We start from the raw sequence: 16,743 nt of genomic DNA, 5'->3' as shown, positions 1-16,743 counted from the left end.
GCCCTCGCGGGGGCTGCCGCCTTCCGTGCGTTTCCCGTCGTGCCGGGGCGCGGCTCAGCTGAAGGAGTCGCCGCAGGCGCAGGAACCCGTGGCGTTCGGGTTGTCGATCGTGAAGCCCTGCTTCTCGATGGTGTCCACGAAGTGGATGGTGGCGCCCCTGAGGTAGGGGTCGCTCATGCGGTCCGTGACGACCTTGACACCGCCGAAGTCCTTCACCACGTCGCCGTCGAGCGAACGCTCGTCGAAGAAGAGCTGGTAGCGCAGGCCGGAGCAGCCGCCGGGCTGGACGGCGACCCGCAGGGCGAGGTCGTCGCGGCCTTCCTGGTCGAGCAGGGCCTTGACCTTCGACGCGGCGGCGTCGGTCAGGATGATGCCGTCGGTGACGGTGGTGGTCTCGTCCGATACGGACATCTACATCTCTCCCGGGTTGTACGGAGACTGCTTGCCGACGAGTGCAACCGGCAAGGCCGCGGATTCATTCCGGGCCGGGCACTTGATTGTTCTCTTGTCCATGCTCGCCCCCTTCATGCTCGCACACCCGCCGGGGACCGGGCAGGGCCCTGTGGACGGCCGGCCGCGGCGGTGGCGGCGCGCCGGCCCGGGGCCGTGGCGGCGCCGGGATTCACGTCACATCGACACGATGGACATCGTCAAAGTGACGTGAAGCGGTTATGATAGATAATGTCAATTCGACGAAAAGTAGAAAGGGTGCGTGTCGTGACCACCGCCCAGACCCAGGAGCTCGACGTTCAGCCGACGCCCCTCGCCCTGCTGCTGCTCGGCCGCGAGGCCGACCCGAGGAGCGAGCGCGGCGTCGAGTGCCCCGGCGACCTCCCCGCCCCGTCCGACCCGGACCTGGTGGCACGCGCCCGCGCGGCCAAGGAGAAGCTCGGGGACAAGGTCTTCGTGCTCGGCCACCACTACCAGCGTGACGAGGTCATCCAGTTCGCCGACGTCACGGGCGACTCCTTCAAGCTGGCCCGGGACGCGGCGGCGCGGCCGGAGGCCGAGTACATCGTCTTCTGCGGTGTGCACTTCATGGCGGAGTCCGCGGACATCCTGACGTCCGACGCGCAGAAGGTGGTCCTGCCGGACCTCGCCGCCGGCTGCTCGATGGCCGACATGGCGACGGCCGAGCAGGTCGCCGAGTGCTGGGACGTCCTGACCGAGGCGGGCGTCGCCGAGCAGGTCGTCCCCGTCTCCTACATGAACTCCTCGGCCGACATCAAGGCGTTCACCGGCCGGCACGGGGGCACCATCTGCACCTCGTCGAACGCGAAGCGGGCCCTGGAATGGGCCTTCCAGCAGGGCGAGAAGGTGCTGTTCCTGCCCGACCAGCACCTGGGCCGCAACACCGCGGTGCGGGACATGGGCATGTCCCTGGACGACTGCGTCGTCTACAACCCGCACAGGCCGAACGGCGGGCTGAGCGCCGAGGAACTGCGCGGCGCGAAGATGATCCTGTGGCGCGGCCACTGCTCGGTGCACGGCCGCTTCAGCCTGGACTCGGTGAACGACGTCCGCGCCCGCATCCCCGGCGTGAACGTCCTGGTGCACCCCGAGTGCAAGCACGAGGTGGTCTCCGCCGCGGACCAGGTCGGCTCGACGGAGTACATCATCAAGGCGCTGGAGGCGGCCCCGGCCGGCTCCAAGTGGGCCATCGGCACGGAACTGAACCTGGTCCGCCGCCTGGCGAACCGTTTCGCCCCCGAGGGCAAGGAGATCGTCTTCCTCGACAAGACGGTCTGCTTCTGCTCGACGATGAACCGCATCGACCTCCCCCACCTGGTCTGGGCCCTGGAATCCCTGGCCGAGGGCAACCTGGTCAACCGCATCCAGGTCGACAGGGAGACGGAGACCTACGCCAAGCTCGCGCTCGAACGGATGCTGGCGCTGCCGTAGGGCCTCGCGCCGCGGGCGGGACCAGGATTCCGGCAGCCGCCCGCAGGCGCCGAGTACGCACCGCACGACGAACGGCCGGGCCTCCTGTACGGGAGTCCCGGCCGTTCCTCGTGCCGCCGTGTCAGACGCCCGCGGGCTCCAGCTCCTCCGACTCCCGCGCCGGCTGCCGCTTCGCCGCACGCTTCTTCGCGCGGCGCTCCTTGCGCAGTTCCAGCATGGCGTAGAGCGTCGGGACCAGGAGCAGCGTGAGCAGGGTGGAGGTGATCAGGCCGCCGATCACGACCACCGCGAGCGGCTGAGCGATGAAGCCGCCCTGGCCGGTGATGCCCAGGGCCATCGGGAGCAGGGCGAAGATGGTCGCCAGGGCCGTCATGAGGATGGGGCGCAGACGGTGGCGGCCGCCTTCCACCACGGCCTCCACGACCCCGTGCCCCTGCCTGCGGTACTGGTTGATCAGGTCGATCAGGACGATCGCGTTGGTGACCACGATGCCGACCAGCATCAGCATGCCGATCATCGCCGGGACGCCCAGAGGCGTGCCCGTGGCGATCAGCAGACCGAGCGCGCCGGTGGCGGCGAACGGGATGGAGACCAGCAGGATCAGCGGCTGGGCCAGCGAACGGAACGTCGCCACCAGCAGCATGAACACGATGGCGATGGCCGCCAGCAGGGCCAGGCCGAGGTTCTTGAACGCGTCGTTCTGGTCGGAGGTGACACCGCCGATCTCGGCCGTCGCGCCCGCCGGGAGGTCCAGCGCCTTGATCTTCGACTGGAGCTCGGTGCTGACGGCGCCGGTGTTGTCACCGGTCGGCTTGGCGGTGACGGTCGCCGCGCGCTGCCCGTCGATCCGGGTCATGGAGACCGGGCCGTCGACCAGCTCGACGGTGGCGATGTCGCCGAGCCTGACCGGGCCCAGGCGCAGGTCGCGCAGCTGGGCCAGCGTCTCCGCCGGCTTCGCCGACTTGATCACGATGTCCCGCTCGGTGTCGTCCAGGACGGCCTTGCCGGCCGTGGTGCCCCGCACCGACTGGGCGACGGCCGCGCCGAGGGTCTGCTCGGTGAAGCCGGCCGCCGCCGCGTTGCCGTTCGCCCGCACGGAGACGCGCGGCACGCTCTGCGAGAGGTCGCTGGTGACGTCGCTGACGTCACCGAGTCCGGCGACCGCCTTGCGGACCTGCTCGGCGGCGGTGCGCAGGGACCGCGCGTCGGGCGCCTTCACGACGACCTTCAGGTCCTGGTCGCCGAAACCGTCACCGGCGTTGACGGTGGTGGTGCCGATGCCGGACAGCTTGTGCAGCCCGGCCTCGATGTCCTTGCGGACGTCCTCGGCGGACGCGGAGTCCTCCAGCATCACCTGGTAGGAGGCGTGGTTGGCGTCCGTGGAACCGCCGAAGGCCGCCAGGAAGCCGGAGGAACCGACCGTCACCTGGTAGTCCTTGACGCCCTTGGTGCCGGCGAGCAGCTTCTCGACCTTCTTCGCCTGCGCGTCGGTCGCCGCCAGGCTGGTGCCGGGCCTCAGCTCCTGCTTGACGCTGAGCACCTTCTGGTCGCCGGGGTCGAAGAAGTTGGTCTTCAGCAGCGGGGCCAGGCCGAAGGTGCCGACCAGCACGACCACCGCGATCAGCACGCTGGTGAGGCGGCGGCGGGTGGCGAAGCGCAGGATGGGCACGTAGAAGCGCTGGAGGCGGCTGTTGGTCTCCTTCTCCTCCGCCGCGCGGCGGGCCTCCTCCGGGTCGGCCGGCATGTTCTTCGGGGCGCGCAGGAACCAGTACGACAGCACGGGGACGACCGTCAGCGACACCAGCAGCGAGGCCAGCAGGGCCACCGTGACGGTGATGCTGAACGGGCCGAACAGCTCGCCCACCAGCCCGCCGACCAGGCCGATCGGCAGGAACACGGCGACCGTGGTGAGCGTCGAGGACGTCACCGCGCCGGCCACCTCGCGCACGGCGCCCAGGATGGCCTCGCGGCGCTCCTCGCCGTAGCCGAGGTGACGCCGGATGTTCTCCAGGACCACGATCGAGTCGTCGACGACGCGGCCGATGGCGATGGTCAGCGCGCCCAGCGTCAGGACGTTCAGCGACAGGTCGCGGGTCCACAGGACGATCAGGGTGACGACCACAGAGAGCGGGATGGAGACCGCCGTGACCAGGGTGGAGCGCAGCGACGCCAGGAAGAGCAGGATGACGAGGACGGCGAAGAGCAGACCGAGGGCGCCCTCGGTGGTCAGGCCCTCGATGGACTTGGAGACGGCCGGACCCTGGTCGCTGACCGTGGTGATCTTCGCGTCGGAGCCGAGGTTCTTGCGCAGCTCGGGCAGCTTGTCCCTGACGGCGTCCGACACGGCGACCGCGCTGCCGTCGTGGTCGAGGGTGACGGAGACGGCGAGGCTGGGCCGGCCGTCGGTGCGGGTGATGGAGTCGGCCTTGGCGGGCTGCTGGCGGACGGTGGCGACGTCGCCGAGGCGGACCGGCGCCTTGCCGGCGCGGCTGCCGCCCTGGCCGGCGCCGCCGGCGACCATCAGGTCCTGGATCTGCCGCAGTGCGGTGAAGCCGCCGCCGATCTGCACGGTCCGGTTGGCGCCGTCCTCGTCGAAGGAACCGGCCGGGACGGTGGCGCCGCCGGCCTGGAGGGCCTGGGCCAGGTCGGCGGTGGACAGGCCCGCACGGGCGAGCTTCGCGTCGTCCGGGGTGACGGTGACCTGGAGGTCCCGCACACCGTCGACGGTGACCTGGCTGACGCCGTCGATGTTCTTCAGGGCCGGTACGACCGTCTTGCCGAGCTGGTCGGCGAGCGCCTGCTGGTCCTTGCCGGAGGTCACGGCGAGGACCACGGTGGGTATGTCGTCGGTGGACCCGGCGACGACCTGCGGGTCGACGTCGTCCGGGAGCAGGGCGCGCGAGCGGTTGACGGCCTGCTGGACGTTGGCGACCAGTTGCTGCGTGTCGTTGCCGTACTCGAAGGACGCCGTGATCACGGCGCTGCCCTCGCTCGCGGTGGCGGTCACGCCGGTGACGCCGTCGACGGCCTTGAGGTTGTTCTCCAGCGGTTCGACGACCTGCTTCTCCACCACGTCCGGGGAGGCACCCTGGTAGGGCGCGAGCACGGACACCACGGGAAGCTCGATGCTGGGCAGCAGCTGCTGTTTGAGCTGGGGGATCGCGATGGCCCCGAAGACGAGGGCGACGATCGAGATCAGTCCGATCAGGGCCCGTTGCGCGAGGCTGAATCTGGACAGCCAGGACATGGGTCAGGGTCTCTCTTCTGTGAGCGCCACAGTGGCAGGCGGAGCGGCAGGAGGAGCGGCACGGGCGCGCAGCGGCGCCCACCCCTACACCCTGGGGCACGGGCACCCGGTGATCCGTAGACCCCTGGTCCATTTCCGTACGGGGCGCCTACTCCGGCCGCAGTACGCCCGGGCGGAGGGCGCTCCACCCGTGGATGTACCGGGGTGCGGCGGGCTCAGTCCACCCGGGGGCGGACCAGACCGGACTCGTAGGCGATGACGACGAGCTGGGCCCGGTCGCGCGCCCCCAGCTTGGACATGGCCCGGTTGACGTGGGTCTTCACGGTCAGCGGGCTCACCTGGAGGCGTTCGGCGATCTCGTCGTTGGAGTGGCCGCCGGCGACCTGGACGAGCACTTCGCGCTCGCGTCCGGTCAGCGCGTCCAGCCGGGCCGAGCGGACCGGGTCGCGGCCGTCGTCGGCGCCCTGCGCGAGGAAGCGGGCGATGAGGCCCTTGGTGGCCGCCGGGGACAGCAGCGCCTCCCCGCCGGCCGCGATCCGGATGGCGTTCAGCAGTTCCTCGGGTTCGCTGCCCTTGCCGAGGAAGCCGGAGGCGCCCGCGCGCAGCGACTGCACGACGTAGTCGTCGACCTCGAAGGTGGTCAGGATGACCACGCGGACCTGGTCGAGGGCGGGGTCGGCGCTGATCAGGCGGGTGGCGGCGAGGCCGTCGGTGCCGGGCATGCGGATGTCCATCAGGACGACGTCGGCGCGCTGCTCCTTCGCCAGGCGGACCGCCTCGGCGCCCTCGCAGGCCTCGCCGACCACCTCCATGTCGGGCTCGGAGTCGACGAGCACGCGGAAGGCGCTGCGCAGGAGTGCCTGGTCGTCGGCGAGCAGGACACGGATCGTCATGCGGTGTCCCCCTGGGGGCGGGTGCGGTTGCGGGCGCACGTGCTGGCGCGGCCGTCGGCACCGGTGCCGGTCCTCGTGCCGGGCTCGGTGCGGGTGCCGGTGTCGGTCCTGACGGGAAGGATCGCATGGACGCGGAAACCGCCGCCGTAGCGGGGGCCGGTGGTGAGGGTGCCGCGCACGGCGGTGACCCGCTCGCGCATGCCGAGCAGTCCGTGGCCGCCTCCGCCGACGGGAGGGACGTCGTCCGCGCCGGCGCCGTCGTCCAGGACGGTGACCTCCAGGTTCGGTCCGACCCGTACGACGCTGACCTCGGCCCTGGCCCGGCCGCCCGCGTGTTTCTGCACGTTGGTGAGGGCCTCCTGGACGATCCGGAACGCGGCCAGGTCCACGGCGGCGGGCAGGGCGGTGCCGTCGTCGGCGCGGGCGACCTCGACGTGCAGGCCCGCGCTGCGGAAGGTGCCGACGAGGTCGTCCAGCCGGTCCAGGCCGGGGGCGGGTTCGGTGGGGGCCTCGGGGTCGTCGGACTGGCGCAGCAGGCCGACGGTGGCGCGCAGTTCGTCCAGCGCGGAGCGGCCCGCCTCCCGGACGTGCGCGAGGGCCTCCTTGGCCTGGTCGGGGCGCTTGTCCATGACGTGGGCCGCGACACCGGCCTGCACGTTGACCAGGGCGATGTGGTGGGCGACGACGTCGTGCAGGTCACGGGCGATGCGCAGGCGCTCCTCGACGACCCGGCGGCGGGCCTCCTCCTCGCGGGTGCGTTCGGCGCGTTCGGCGCGCTCGCGGATGGCGCGGACGAAGGCGCGGCGGCTGCGGACGGCGTCGCCGCCCGCGGCGGCCATGCCCGTCCAGGCGAAGATGGCGAGATTCTCCTGCGCGTACCAGGGTTCGGGTCCGCCGAGCATGGCGGCGCCGGTCAGCACGGTCATGGTGGACAGGCCCAGGCGCCAGGTGGTGGGGCGGTCGGTGGCGGCGGCGACGGTGAACAGGGCGACGACGGCGGACATGGCGACCGGGGCGCGCGGGTCGCCGGTGACGCACTCGACGAGCGAGACGGTGCCGGTGACGGCGAGGACGGTGCGCGGGGCGCGGCGGCGCAGCACGAGGGCGGCGGCGCCGAGGGCCATCAGGACCAGGCCGAGCGGCTCCGGCGGGCGCACCGCCCAGCTGACGCCGTGTTCCCCGCGCGGACCCACGAAGGAGCCGGCCACCATGCAGACCAGCACCCCCGCCGCGATGCCCGCGTCCAGTGCGAGGGGGTGCGCCGTGAGCCGGCTGCGGATGCGGTCGAGGGTCGTCACGTGTGCCAACGGTACGGGCTCGGGCCGTGCGGGAGCGGTGCCCTGGGCGTCACCCGGCCCCCGGCCCCGGAGCGCTCCCCCGGGCCGGGGTTGCCGGTACGCGTCCTGACCCGGCGGGCTCTCAGGCCGGGATCCTCAGCCGGGAGGGGCCGCCCGCCCCGGAGTCGCGTGCCGGGGATGCTCAGCCGGGGATCAGACCGTCGTCGCTGAGCATGTCCCGCACTTCCTCCAGGGTGGCCTCCGCGGCGGGCAGGATCAGCTCGGACGGTTCCAGCGAGTCGTCCGGGAGGGGGTCGCCCAGTTCCCGGACCTTGGCGAGGAGCGCGGCCAGGGTGCGGCGGAAGCCCGGCCCGTCGCCCTTCTCCACTTCCGCCAGGAGTTCGTCGTCCAGCCTGTTCAGTTCGGTGAAGTGGCCGTCGGCCAGCCTCACCTGTCCCTCCCCCATGATCCGTACGATCATGTCGCCCTCCTCGGCGCCTGGGCCCCGGTTCCCGGTGAGGTGGCCGCGGCCGGTGCCACGGTGCTCACTGCTTGTCGAAGCGGGGGGTGTCCTTCGGCTGCTGCTGGGACTGCGCCTGTCCCTGGGCGCCCTCGATCGCCTGGCGGTCCGCGGACGAGCCTCCGGCCAGCTCGGCCTTCATGCGCTGCAGTTCCAGCTCTACATCCGTACCACCGGAGATGCGGTCCAGCTCGGCGGCGATGTCGTCCTTGGCCGTGCCGGTGGGGTCGTCCAGCGCTCCGGAGGCGAGCAGTTCGTCGATCGCGCCGGCGCGGGCCTGGAGCTGCTGCGTCTTGTCCTCGGCGCGCTGGATGGCCAGGCCGACGTCGCCCATCTCCTCGGAGATGCCGGAGAACGCCTCGCCGATCCGGGTCTGCGCCTGGGCGGCGGTGTAGGTGGCCTTGATCGTCTCCTTCTTGGTGCGGAAGGCGTCGACCTTGGCCTGCAGCCGCTGGGCCGCGAGGGTGAGCTTCTCCTCCTCGCCCTGGAGGGTGGAGTGCTGCGTCTCCAGGTCCGTCACCTGCTGCTGGAGCGCGGCGCGGCGGGAGAGGGCCTCGCGGGCCAGGTCCTCGCGGCCCAGCGCGAGCGCCTTGCGGCCCTGGTCCTCCAGCTTGCCGGACTGCTGCTGCAACTGGTTGAGCTGGAGTTCCAGCCGCTTGCGGCTCGTCGCCACGTCGGCGACGCCGCGCCGGACCTTCTGCAGCAGCTCGAGCTGCTTCTGGTACGAGTAATCGAGGGTCTCGCGCGGGTCCTCGGCCCGGTCAAGGGCCTTGTTCGCCTTCGCGCGGAAGATCATCCCCATACGCTTCATGACACCGCTCATGGGCTTCGCGCGCCCCCTTCTGACGGACTCCAGCTCACAGCTCTGCGACAGAACCCACAGTACGGGCCCTGCATCCATTACCGCACTGTTCGGGAACGGATGCGGTCATCCCCAAGGACGACTGCGCGCGTTTCCGATCCGGCGTAGGGAGTAGGTGACCCCCGAGGCGCCTTCCGCCGGGCGTGCGCACCGCCCTCCCCCTGTCCCTGTGAGACGACCGGCGTTGCCGGATCGTTCCCCACCGGACTGGGGTCCATGCGGGTCGAGCCCGTACCCTTGGGATTTGTGTTCCGTAGCCGTGCCAAGGAAGAGAAGGCGCCGGTGGCCGAAAAGACGCCGGTGAGCATCTCCAAGCAGCCCCGTGACCCGCAGGCGCCCAAGGGCCGCCCCACGCCGAAGAGGAGTGAGGCCCAGAGCCAGCGCCGCAGCGTCGCCACCACGCCGACCAACCGCAAGGAGGCCGCCAAGCGGCAGCGGGAGGAGCGCCGCGTCCAGATGGAGCGGCAGCGCCAGGCGCTGGCCAGCGGTGACGAGCGCTACCTCCCGGCCCGGGACAAGGGCCCGGTGCGCAAGTTCGCCCGTGACTTCATCGACTCGCGGTTCAACATCGCCGAGTGGTTCCTGCCGATGGCCGTGGTCATCCTGGTGCTGAGCATGGTGCGGGTCGGTTATCTGCAGAACATCGCGCTGCTGCTGTGGCTCGTGGTGATCGTGCTGATCGTGCTCGACTCGCTCGCGAGCGGCTTGCGGCTGAAGAAGCGGCTGGCGGAGCGCTTCCCGGACCAGAGCCGCAAGGGCGCCGTCGCCTACGGGCTGATGCGCTCGCTCCAGATGCGCCGCCTGCGCCTGCCGAAGCCGCAGGTCAAGCGTGGGGAACGGCCCTGAGTACGACCGCTTTCTCCGGGGGTGCGGCGGACGCCTGGCTGGCGAAGCTGGGCGGACTGCGTGATGTCGTACGGCAGGAACTGGTGGCCCGGCAGCTCGACGAGCAGATAGCCGGGCGCTTTCCCGTCGGGCAGCGGCTGCGGGTGCTCGACGTCGGGATGGGGCAGGGCACGCAGGCACTGCGGCTGGCCCGGGCCGGGCACCAGGTCACCGGTCTGGAGCGCGACCAGAAGATGATCTCCGTGGCCCGCCGGTCGCTGGCCGCCGAGCCCGAGGGTATCCGGGCGCGGATGCGGATCGTCGAGGGCGACGGGCAGGACACCGGCGTCCACTTCCTGCCGGGCAGCTTCGACGTCGTGCTGTGCCACGGCGTGCTGATGTACGTCGAGGAGCCCGACCCGCTGCTGGCCGGGCTGGCCCGGATGCTCGCACCGGGCGGCCTGCTGTCGCTGCTGGTGCGCAACGCCGACGCGCTGGCGATGCGGCCGGGGCTGTCCGGCGACTGGACGGCGGCACTGGCCGCGTTCGACACGACGGTGTACCGCAACCGGCTGGGCCTGGACGTACGGGCGGACCGGCTCGCCGACCTGACCGCGACCCTCGCCGGGATCGGGGCGCCGCTGCACGCCTGGTACGGGGTGCGGGTCTTCACGGACACGGCGGCGGACGGCGCCGAACCGCCGGCGGACGTGGCGGCGCTGCTGGACACCGAGGAGCGGGCCGGGCGGACCGACCCGTACCGCGGAGTGGCGGCGCTGCTGCATCTGTGCGGAGTGCGCGGGTAGCACCCGCGGACGGCCTTCCGGCCGGCCCGCGGACGGGCCGGCCCCCGGTCGCCCCGCGGGCCGTCTCCGTATGCCCTCCGGCGACCTTCGTGTCACTCTGTCGGCCGCGTTCCTGTCGGCTCCCCCTGCCGACCGCGTTCCTGTGGCCCGCCGCCCGGCCTTCGTACAGGCCCTGCCGGCCGCCTTCTTACCGCCTCGCCGCCCTGTCGGCCGTCTCCGTATGTCCTGCCGGCCGGCGTTCTTGTCGCCCTGCCGACCGCCGGGCCACGGTCGCGGGGGCCGTCTTGCGAGGGGCCGCGGGCCGTCTCCGCCTGGCCCGGCCGCGGGCGGGCGGGGCGCGCCCTCGCCGGTGGGGGCGGGGCGCCCGTACGGCGGAGTCCCGGGGGCCCGGCGCCCGGGGCGGCGACAGACTCGGCTCATGGACGTTTCCCGTGCCTGTGCCCGTGTCCGTGCCTTCGGCCGCGCCCGGGCCCGTACTCGTTCCCGCTCCCGTGCTCGCTCTCGTCCTCATCCCCGTCCTCGTCCGGAGCTCCGTGCGGGTGTCCGGTCCCGTCGCCTGACCGGGCCGCTCGCCGCGCTGGTGTGCTGCGCCGCCGTGCTGTCCGGGTGCAGCGGGTCCACCGCGCCGCCCGAGGAGGAGGCGGCGGCCTCCGGGACCCGGGCGCCGTCGGGCGGGCGGCAGGTGGCCGCCCCGGCGACCGCGGACGACCTGCAGAGCGACTACCAGCGGGTGATCAAGGAAGTCCTGCCGTCGGTCGTCCAGATCCAGGCGAGCCGCGACCTCGGCTCGGGGGTCGTCTACGACGACAAGGGGCACATCGTCACCAACGCGCACGTCGTGGGGAACGAGAAGCGGTTCCACGTCACCACGGCGGGCAGCGAGGAGACGCTCACGGCGACGCTCGTCTCCGCCTACCCGGAGCAGGACCTCGCCGTCGTCAAGCTGGACAAGGTGCCGCACGGGCTGAAGGCGGCCGCCTTCGGCGACTCGGACAAGGTCGCCGTCGGGCAGATCGTGCTCGCCATGGGCTCCCCGCTGGGGCTGTCGTCGAGCGTCACCCAGGGAATCGTGTCGGCGACCGGGCGGACCGTCAGCGAGGGGCAGAGCGGCGGCGGCACCGGGGCGACCATCGCCGACATGGTGCAGACCTCCGCGGCGATCAACCCCGGCAACAGCGGGGGCGCGCTGGTGAACCTCGACGGGCGGGTCATCGGGATCCCGACGCTGGCCGCCACCGACCCGCAGCTCGGGGGCAGCGCGGCGCCCGGCATCGGCTTCGCGATCCCGGCGTCCCTGGTGAAGACGATCGCCGGTCAGATCGTGAAGTACGGCAGGGTCGTCGACTCGGGACGGGCCGCGCTCGGCATCACCGGACGCACCGTCGTCGACGCCTCCTACCAGCCCGCCGGGGTGGCGGTCGTCGACGTGAAGGCGGGCGGCGCGGCGGACCGGGCGGGCATCCGGGCCGGGGACATCGTCCTGCGGGTGGGCGGCACCGGCATCACCGACATCACCTCGCTGTCGGAGGCGCTGGCCGCGGACAGACCGGGGCAGCGGACGAAGGTGACGTACTCGCGCGACGGCGTGGAGAAGACGGTGGACGTGACGCTCGGCGAGCAGTGAGCACCACGGGCGGCGGTGAGGCGAGGGCGGCCGGTGGCCGCTCCCCCGCCGCGCAGGAACCGGAGGAGCCGGGCGCCGCGGACCGGGCCGACCGCAGCACCCGGCCCCGGCGGCCGGGCTCGACCGCGGAGCCCGGCGCCGCCGACAGGCCGGCATCGCGCCGAAACCGGAGAGGCGGCCCTGCGGACCGCGCGAAACCGAGGAGCCCCGGTCCCGCGGGCCGTCCGGTGACCGGGAGGCCCGGGCCCCGCGGGCCGTCGCCGGAGCCGGCGGTCCGGGCCCCGCCGGCCGCACCGGAACCGGAAAGCCCGGCCCCGCCGGCCGTACCGGAACCGTGGTCCGGTGCCGGATCCGGCGGCGGGCCGGGCCGTGGGCCGGGTGGTGCTACGCCTGGGCCTGGTCGGCGTGCAGGCTCATCGGGCCGTAGATCTCCGCGGCGTCCTCGAACAGCCGCACCTGGTCCGCGCCGCCGTCGGCCAGGGCCTTCCAGTTCTCACCGATCCAGGACTCGGCGTCGCCCTGCGTGGTGAACTCCTCCGGCTGCACCGCGGGCTGGACCTCCGCCCCGTCGGCCGTCTCGAACCGCCACGTCCATGCCGCCATGTACGCCTCCCTGATGTGAGCACACTCCGCACGCATTGCACCTACTGCACACACTGCCCAGCCGGAGCCGCCCCACGCGGATCATGGCCCGGCTGCTGCCCGCAGCCTAGCCGGATGCGCGAGACCTGCGGCGACACTGGAAAATCGGGTCCGTGGACGTGACTCTGCTCGGCACCGGTGCCCCCGAGGGGCTTCCCCGCCCCCACTGCCCCTGCGCGGCCTGCGCGACGGCCCTCGGCGCGCAGGCCCGCGCGGCGACGGCGCTGCTCGTGGACGGGGCGCTGCTGCTGGACCTGACGCCCGGGGTGGCGTTCGCCGCCGCCCGGGCCGGACAGTCGCTGGGGCAGGTGGCGCAGGTGCTGATGTCCCATCCGCACGACGGACCCGCCGTGGAGGTGCCCGCCGGGCTGCCGCAGCCCGGCCGGGTGCCCGACGGGCGGGAACTGGCCCTGCTGACCGGGCACCGGGTGCGGGCGGTGGCGCTGGACGCGCCGGGCACGGGGTACGCGGTGACCGGGCCGGACGGCAAGCGGCTGCTGTACCTGCCGCCGGGCGGCGCACCGGCCGGTCTGGAGGAGGGGTCGGTCCAGACGTACGACATGGTCCTCCTCGACGTGGTGGGGCGGCCGGACGCGCTGGCGAAGCTGCGGGCGGTCGGAGCGGTGGGCCGGGCGACGGACGTCGTCGCCGTCCACCTCGACCACGACGTGCCGCCCGGTGCGGAGCTGTCGCGGCGGCTGGCGGCGGCGGGGGCACGGGCCGTGCCGGACGGCACCACGCTGGCCATCGGGGCGTACGAGAACATGGCGGCCGTGCCCGACGTGCCCCGGCGCACGCTGGTGCTGGGCGGCGCGCGGTCGGGCAAGTCGGTGGAGGCCGAGCGGCGGCTGGAGGCCTTTCCCGAGGTGCTGTACGTGGCCACCGGCGGCACCCGGGGCGGAGACAGCGAGTGGACGGCGCGGGTCGCCGCGCACCGCGATCGGCGGCCGGGCTCGTGGCGCACGGCCGAGACCTGCGACCTCGTGCCGCTGCTCGCACAGGACGGGCCGCCCCTGCTGATCGACTGCCTGTCCCTGTGGCTGACGGACGCGATGGACGCGGTCGGCGCCTGGGACGACGACGAGTGGGCGGCCGGCGGGGAACGGTCGCTGCGGGAGCGTACGGCCGCGCTGACGTCGGCCGTGCGCGCCGCCCGCCGGACCGTGGTCGCCGTCTCCAACGAGGTCGGCTCGGGCATCGTCCCGGCCACCGCCTCGGGCCGCCGCTACCGCGACCAACTGGGCCGCCTGAACGCGGCCTTCGCCGCCGAGTGCGAACAGGTCCTGCTGGTGGTGGCGGGCCAGGCGCTGCCGCTGCGCGGGTGACGCCGCCGGCGCCGGTGGCGGGTCACAGCGGCCGGGCCGTGTCGCGGCGGGCGACGACCCGGTAGGTGTTCGACAGGCCCGGAATACGGCGCAGCAGCGGGGCGAGGACGAGGTCGACCAGCGCGGCCACGTCGACGAGGGGGCCGGTCGCGGCGGCGAGGACCGCGCGCAGGGCCCGCCGGGGCGCGGTCGGCGGGGTCCGGCGCCAGGGCGCGTCGGGGGCCGGCAGGGCGCGGGCGAGGACCAGGGCGAGGGCCGCCGAGAGGTCGTTCGGTGTGTGCGGGGTGCGCCGGTCGGTGACGAGGACCGTGCAGCCCGCGGACTCCAGCTCGGCGCGGAGGTTGCGCAGGGGCGGCAGGTGCAGGTGGCGTGGTTGGCCGTGCGGCAGCCACCACTTGCCGAGGAGCAGGGCGAACGCGCTGCGCGGGTCGGGCAGTTCGATCAGGAGGTGGCCGCCGGGGCGCAGCGCGGTGAGCGCGCCGCGCAGTTCCGCGCGGGGGTCGGGGGCGTGGGCGAGGTGGTGGAACATGCTGACCACGTCGTAGCGGCCGCGCAGGCGTTCGGCGATCCGCGGGTCGGAGAGGTGTCCGACGTGGGCCTCCTCGATCCGTCCGGCCGCGCGGGCGGCCTGGACGCGGGGCGTCGGGTCGAGTCCGTCGAAGGAGGTGTACGGGAACACCTCCTGGGCCGCGGCGGGGAAGTGGGCGTGGCCCGTGCCGACGTCGAGCCAGCTCTCCGGCTCGCCCACCTCACGCATCAGACGGGCGTCCCAGCGGTGCCTGCGGTGGCTGCGGCGGGCGGCGAGCACCGGGTCGGGCAGGCCGCCCGGGTCGCTCTCGTCGAAGTCCCGGTGGTAGAAGGCCAGTCCCGCCGGGGTGAGCCGGGGGTTCTGGAAGGCGTGTCCGCAGTCCCGGCACTGGTCGAGCGTGAACCGGCCCGGCTTGCGCTGGAGCAGGTCGGGCGCGCGCAGCCGGGTGCGCAGCCGGGCCGACCCGCACCAGGGGCAGTCCTCGCGGCGCGGTTCGTGGAACCGGTCGGTGCCCTGGGCCAGTTCGGCGGCGTAGCCGATGCGGCGCGGGTCGTAGACCCGCGGGGCGTACGGCAGGGGCGGCATGGGCGGCTCCCGGTGGGCGAGAGGGCGTACGGCGGGGAGCCGCCGGGCGGCCGGCTGGTCCGGCCGGCCGCTGTCGACAATTCCCCGTAAAGGTGCAAAGGGAACGTATGGGATCCATGTCCCGGGCGGGAAGACGCCGTACGGGTGCGCCGCGCAGGCGGAACCGGGGGGAGGCGGACCGCCGGGGCAGCGGTGCCGCGGCGTGCCGTGGGGGCGGTGGGTCGACATGAGGACGTGGCTCCGTCCTGTTCGACCGGGGCCGGTACTGTTCGGCGAATGAGCTCGCTGAATCTCGACGACTTCACCGATCTGATCGAGCGCCCCGACGGCGGAGTGCGCCGTGACGCCGAGGCGCGCAGGGAGCGCCAGATCGTGCCGCCCGGTGCGCTGGGCCGCCTCGACGACCTGGGTGAGTGGCTGGCCGCGGCGCAGGGCTCCGTGCCGGTGCGGCCGGTCGAGCGGCCGCGGGTCGTCCTCTTCGCCGGTGACCACGGGGTCGCCGGACTCGGTGTGTCGGTCCGTCCCGCGGGCGGTGCCGAGCAGCTGGTGCGGGCGGTCCTGGAGGGCGGCCGGCCCGTGTCGGTGCTGGCCCGGCGGCACGGTGTGCCGGTGCGGGTGGTGGACATGGCCCTGGACTGCGCGCCCGAGACGCTGCCCGAGGACGTCGTACGGCACCGGGTGCGGCGCGGCAGCGGACGCATCGACATCGAGGACGCGCTGACCCCGGAGGAGGCCGAGGCCGCGTTCCGGGCCGGGGTGGCGGTGGCCGACGAGGAGGCCGACTCCGGCACGGACCTCGTGGTGCTCGGTGACATCAGCGTGGGCGGGACGACCCCGGCGGCCGTGCTGATCGCGGCGCTGTGCGGGACGGACGCGTCGGTGGTGACCGGCCGGGGCGGCGAGGCGATCGACGACCTGGCGTGGATGCGCAAGTGCGCCGCGATCCGGGACGCGCTGCGCCGGGCGCGTCCGGTGCTCGGCGACCAGCTGGCGCTGCTGGCGACGGTCGGCGGGGCCGACCTGGCCGCGATGACGGGCTTCCTGCTCCAGTGCGCGGTGCGCAAGCTGCCGGTGATCCTGGACGGGGTCGTCTCGGCGGCGTGCGCGCTGGTGGCGCAGCGGGTGGCGTTCCGGGCGCCGGACTGGTGGCTGGCGGGGCACAGCAGCGGTGAGCCGGGGCAGGCGAAGGCGCTGGACCGGATGGCGCTGGAGCCGCTGCTGGAGCACGGGGTGCGCGTCGGGGAGGGCGCGGGGGCGCTGCTGGCGCTTCCGCTGGTCCAGGCAGCGGCGGCCCTGGCGGCCGAGCTGCCCGAGGGCCCGGCGGACGAGCCCGAGAGCCGGGTGGACGGGACCGGGGGCCGAGTCGACGGCACCGAGGGCCCGGCGGACCGGGCCGGGAGCCCGGCGGGCGAGAAGGCGGAGTCCGGGACGGAGTGAGGCCGGCCCTGTGACCACGGGCCGTGAGGTCCGGGACGGAGTGACGCCGGTCCTGTGACCACGGGCCGTGAGGTCCGGGACGGAGTGACGCCTCTGCGGCACGCGTGGCGCCCGCCGCTCGGCGAACGCGAGGGCGTCGCCGAGGGCGGTGGTCGCCGCGTCGTGTGACGCCGGTCCTGTGACCCGGGCCACGGGATCCAGGACGGCGTGACGCCGGGCATGTGGCGACGGGCCACGGGATCCAGAGCGATGCCGAGGCTGGGTCACAG

14 protein-coding genes are annotated in these 16,743 nt (G+C 73.7%); 6 read left to right on the top strand and 8 right to left on the bottom strand.

The features are described from left to right. Positions 1–54 precede the first annotated feature (54 nt). Positions 55–411, bottom strand: a complete 357-nt coding sequence (locus AC6I72_RS23060) for a HesB/IscA family protein (protein WP_498003107.1) — start codon at positions 409–411, stop codon at positions 55–57. A gap of 306 nt (positions 412–717) precedes the next feature. Here AC6I72_RS23060 and nadA point away from each other — a divergent pair, with 306 nt between their 5' ends. Beyond that, the gene (gene nadA / locus AC6I72_RS23055; protein ID WP_498003106.1) at positions 718–1,902 is read left to right on the top strand and encodes a quinolinate synthase NadA; all 1,185 of its coding nucleotides are present in this window, start codon (positions 718–720) and stop codon (positions 1,900–1,902) included. A gap of 121 nt (positions 1,903–2,023) precedes the next feature. On the opposite strand, the gene AC6I72_RS23050 is transcribed toward nadA, so the two are convergent. The 5 genes from AC6I72_RS23050 to AC6I72_RS23030 form a co-directional block, all read right to left on the bottom strand. Further along, entirely contained in the window at positions 2,024–5,149 is a 3,126-nt protein-coding gene (locus tag AC6I72_RS23050; RefSeq protein ID WP_498003105.1) for an efflux RND transporter permease subunit, read from the bottom strand. 215 nt (positions 5,150–5,364) lie between these two features. Further along, positions 5,365–6,042 (bottom strand): response regulator, encoded by a 678-nt coding sequence (locus AC6I72_RS23045; RefSeq protein WP_037855872.1) that lies wholly within the window; start codon positions 6,040–6,042, stop codon positions 5,365–5,367. Beyond that, positions 6,039–7,340, bottom strand: coding sequence for a sensor histidine kinase (locus tag AC6I72_RS23040; protein WP_498003103.1), 1,302 nt, complete (start codon positions 7,338–7,340; stop codon positions 6,039–6,041). The genes AC6I72_RS23045 and AC6I72_RS23040 overlap by 4 nt, the downstream gene beginning before the upstream one ends. 181 nt (positions 7,341–7,521) lie before the next feature. Continuing rightward, entirely contained in the window at positions 7,522–7,800 is a 279-nt protein-coding gene (gene pspAA / locus AC6I72_RS23035) for a PspA-associated protein PspAA (RefSeq protein WP_498003102.1), read from the bottom strand. A gap of 64 nt (positions 7,801–7,864) precedes the next feature. Continuing rightward, on the bottom strand, positions 7,865–8,662 hold the full coding sequence (locus AC6I72_RS23030) for a PspA/IM30 family protein (protein ID WP_078884006.1): 798 nt from the start codon (positions 8,660–8,662) through the stop codon (positions 7,865–7,867). Between the two features lie 255 nt (positions 8,663–8,917). Between AC6I72_RS23030 and AC6I72_RS23025 the strand changes: the two genes are divergently transcribed. The 3 genes from AC6I72_RS23025 (at position 8,918) to AC6I72_RS23015 (ending at position 11,956) form a co-directional block, all read left to right on the top strand. Next, the gene (locus tag AC6I72_RS23025) at positions 8,918–9,547 is read left to right on the top strand and encodes a DUF3043 domain-containing protein (protein WP_498003100.1); all 630 of its coding nucleotides are present in this window, start codon (positions 8,918–8,920) and stop codon (positions 9,545–9,547) included. 83 nt (positions 9,548–9,630) lie between these two features. Next, positions 9,631–10,332: a methyltransferase domain-containing protein gene (locus AC6I72_RS23020; protein ID WP_498003098.1), complete on the top strand. Its 702-nt coding sequence runs from the start codon at positions 9,631–9,633 to the stop codon at positions 10,330–10,332. Positions 10,333–10,927: 595 nt separating this feature from the next. Continuing rightward, positions 10,928–11,956, top strand: coding sequence for a S1C family serine protease (locus AC6I72_RS23015; RefSeq protein ID WP_498003097.1), 1,029 nt, complete (start codon positions 10,928–10,930; stop codon positions 11,954–11,956). A gap of 384 nt (positions 11,957–12,340) precedes the next feature. Here AC6I72_RS23015 and AC6I72_RS23010 read toward each other — a convergent pair whose 3' ends face one another. Next, positions 12,341–12,559: a hypothetical protein gene (locus AC6I72_RS23010; RefSeq protein WP_360963209.1), complete on the bottom strand. Its 219-nt coding sequence runs from the start codon at positions 12,557–12,559 to the stop codon at positions 12,341–12,343. Positions 12,560–12,711: 152 nt separating this feature from the next. On the opposite strand from AC6I72_RS23010, the gene AC6I72_RS23005 reads away from it, so the two are divergent. Continuing rightward, entirely contained in the window at positions 12,712–13,923 is a 1,212-nt protein-coding gene (locus AC6I72_RS23005; RefSeq protein ID WP_498003096.1) for a bifunctional adenosylcobinamide kinase/adenosylcobinamide-phosphate guanylyltransferase, read from the top strand. 22 nt (positions 13,924–13,945) lie between these two features. Here AC6I72_RS23005 and AC6I72_RS23000 read toward each other — a convergent pair whose 3' ends face one another. Then, complete coding sequence (locus AC6I72_RS23000) at positions 13,946–15,037, bottom strand: class I SAM-dependent methyltransferase (protein WP_498003094.1); 1,092 nt, start codon at positions 15,035–15,037, stop codon at positions 13,946–13,948. 276 nt (positions 15,038–15,313) lie between these two features. Between AC6I72_RS23000 and cobT the strand changes: the two genes are divergently transcribed. Beyond that, entirely contained in the window at positions 15,314–16,474 is a 1,161-nt protein-coding gene (cobT, locus tag AC6I72_RS22995; RefSeq protein ID WP_498003093.1) for a nicotinate-nucleotide--dimethylbenzimidazole phosphoribosyltransferase, read from the top strand. Positions 16,475–16,743 lie beyond the last annotated feature (269 nt).

This window comes from Streptomyces sp. Xyl84, assembly GCF_059731885.1.
This window is presented reverse-complemented; position numbering and strand designations above follow the sequence as displayed.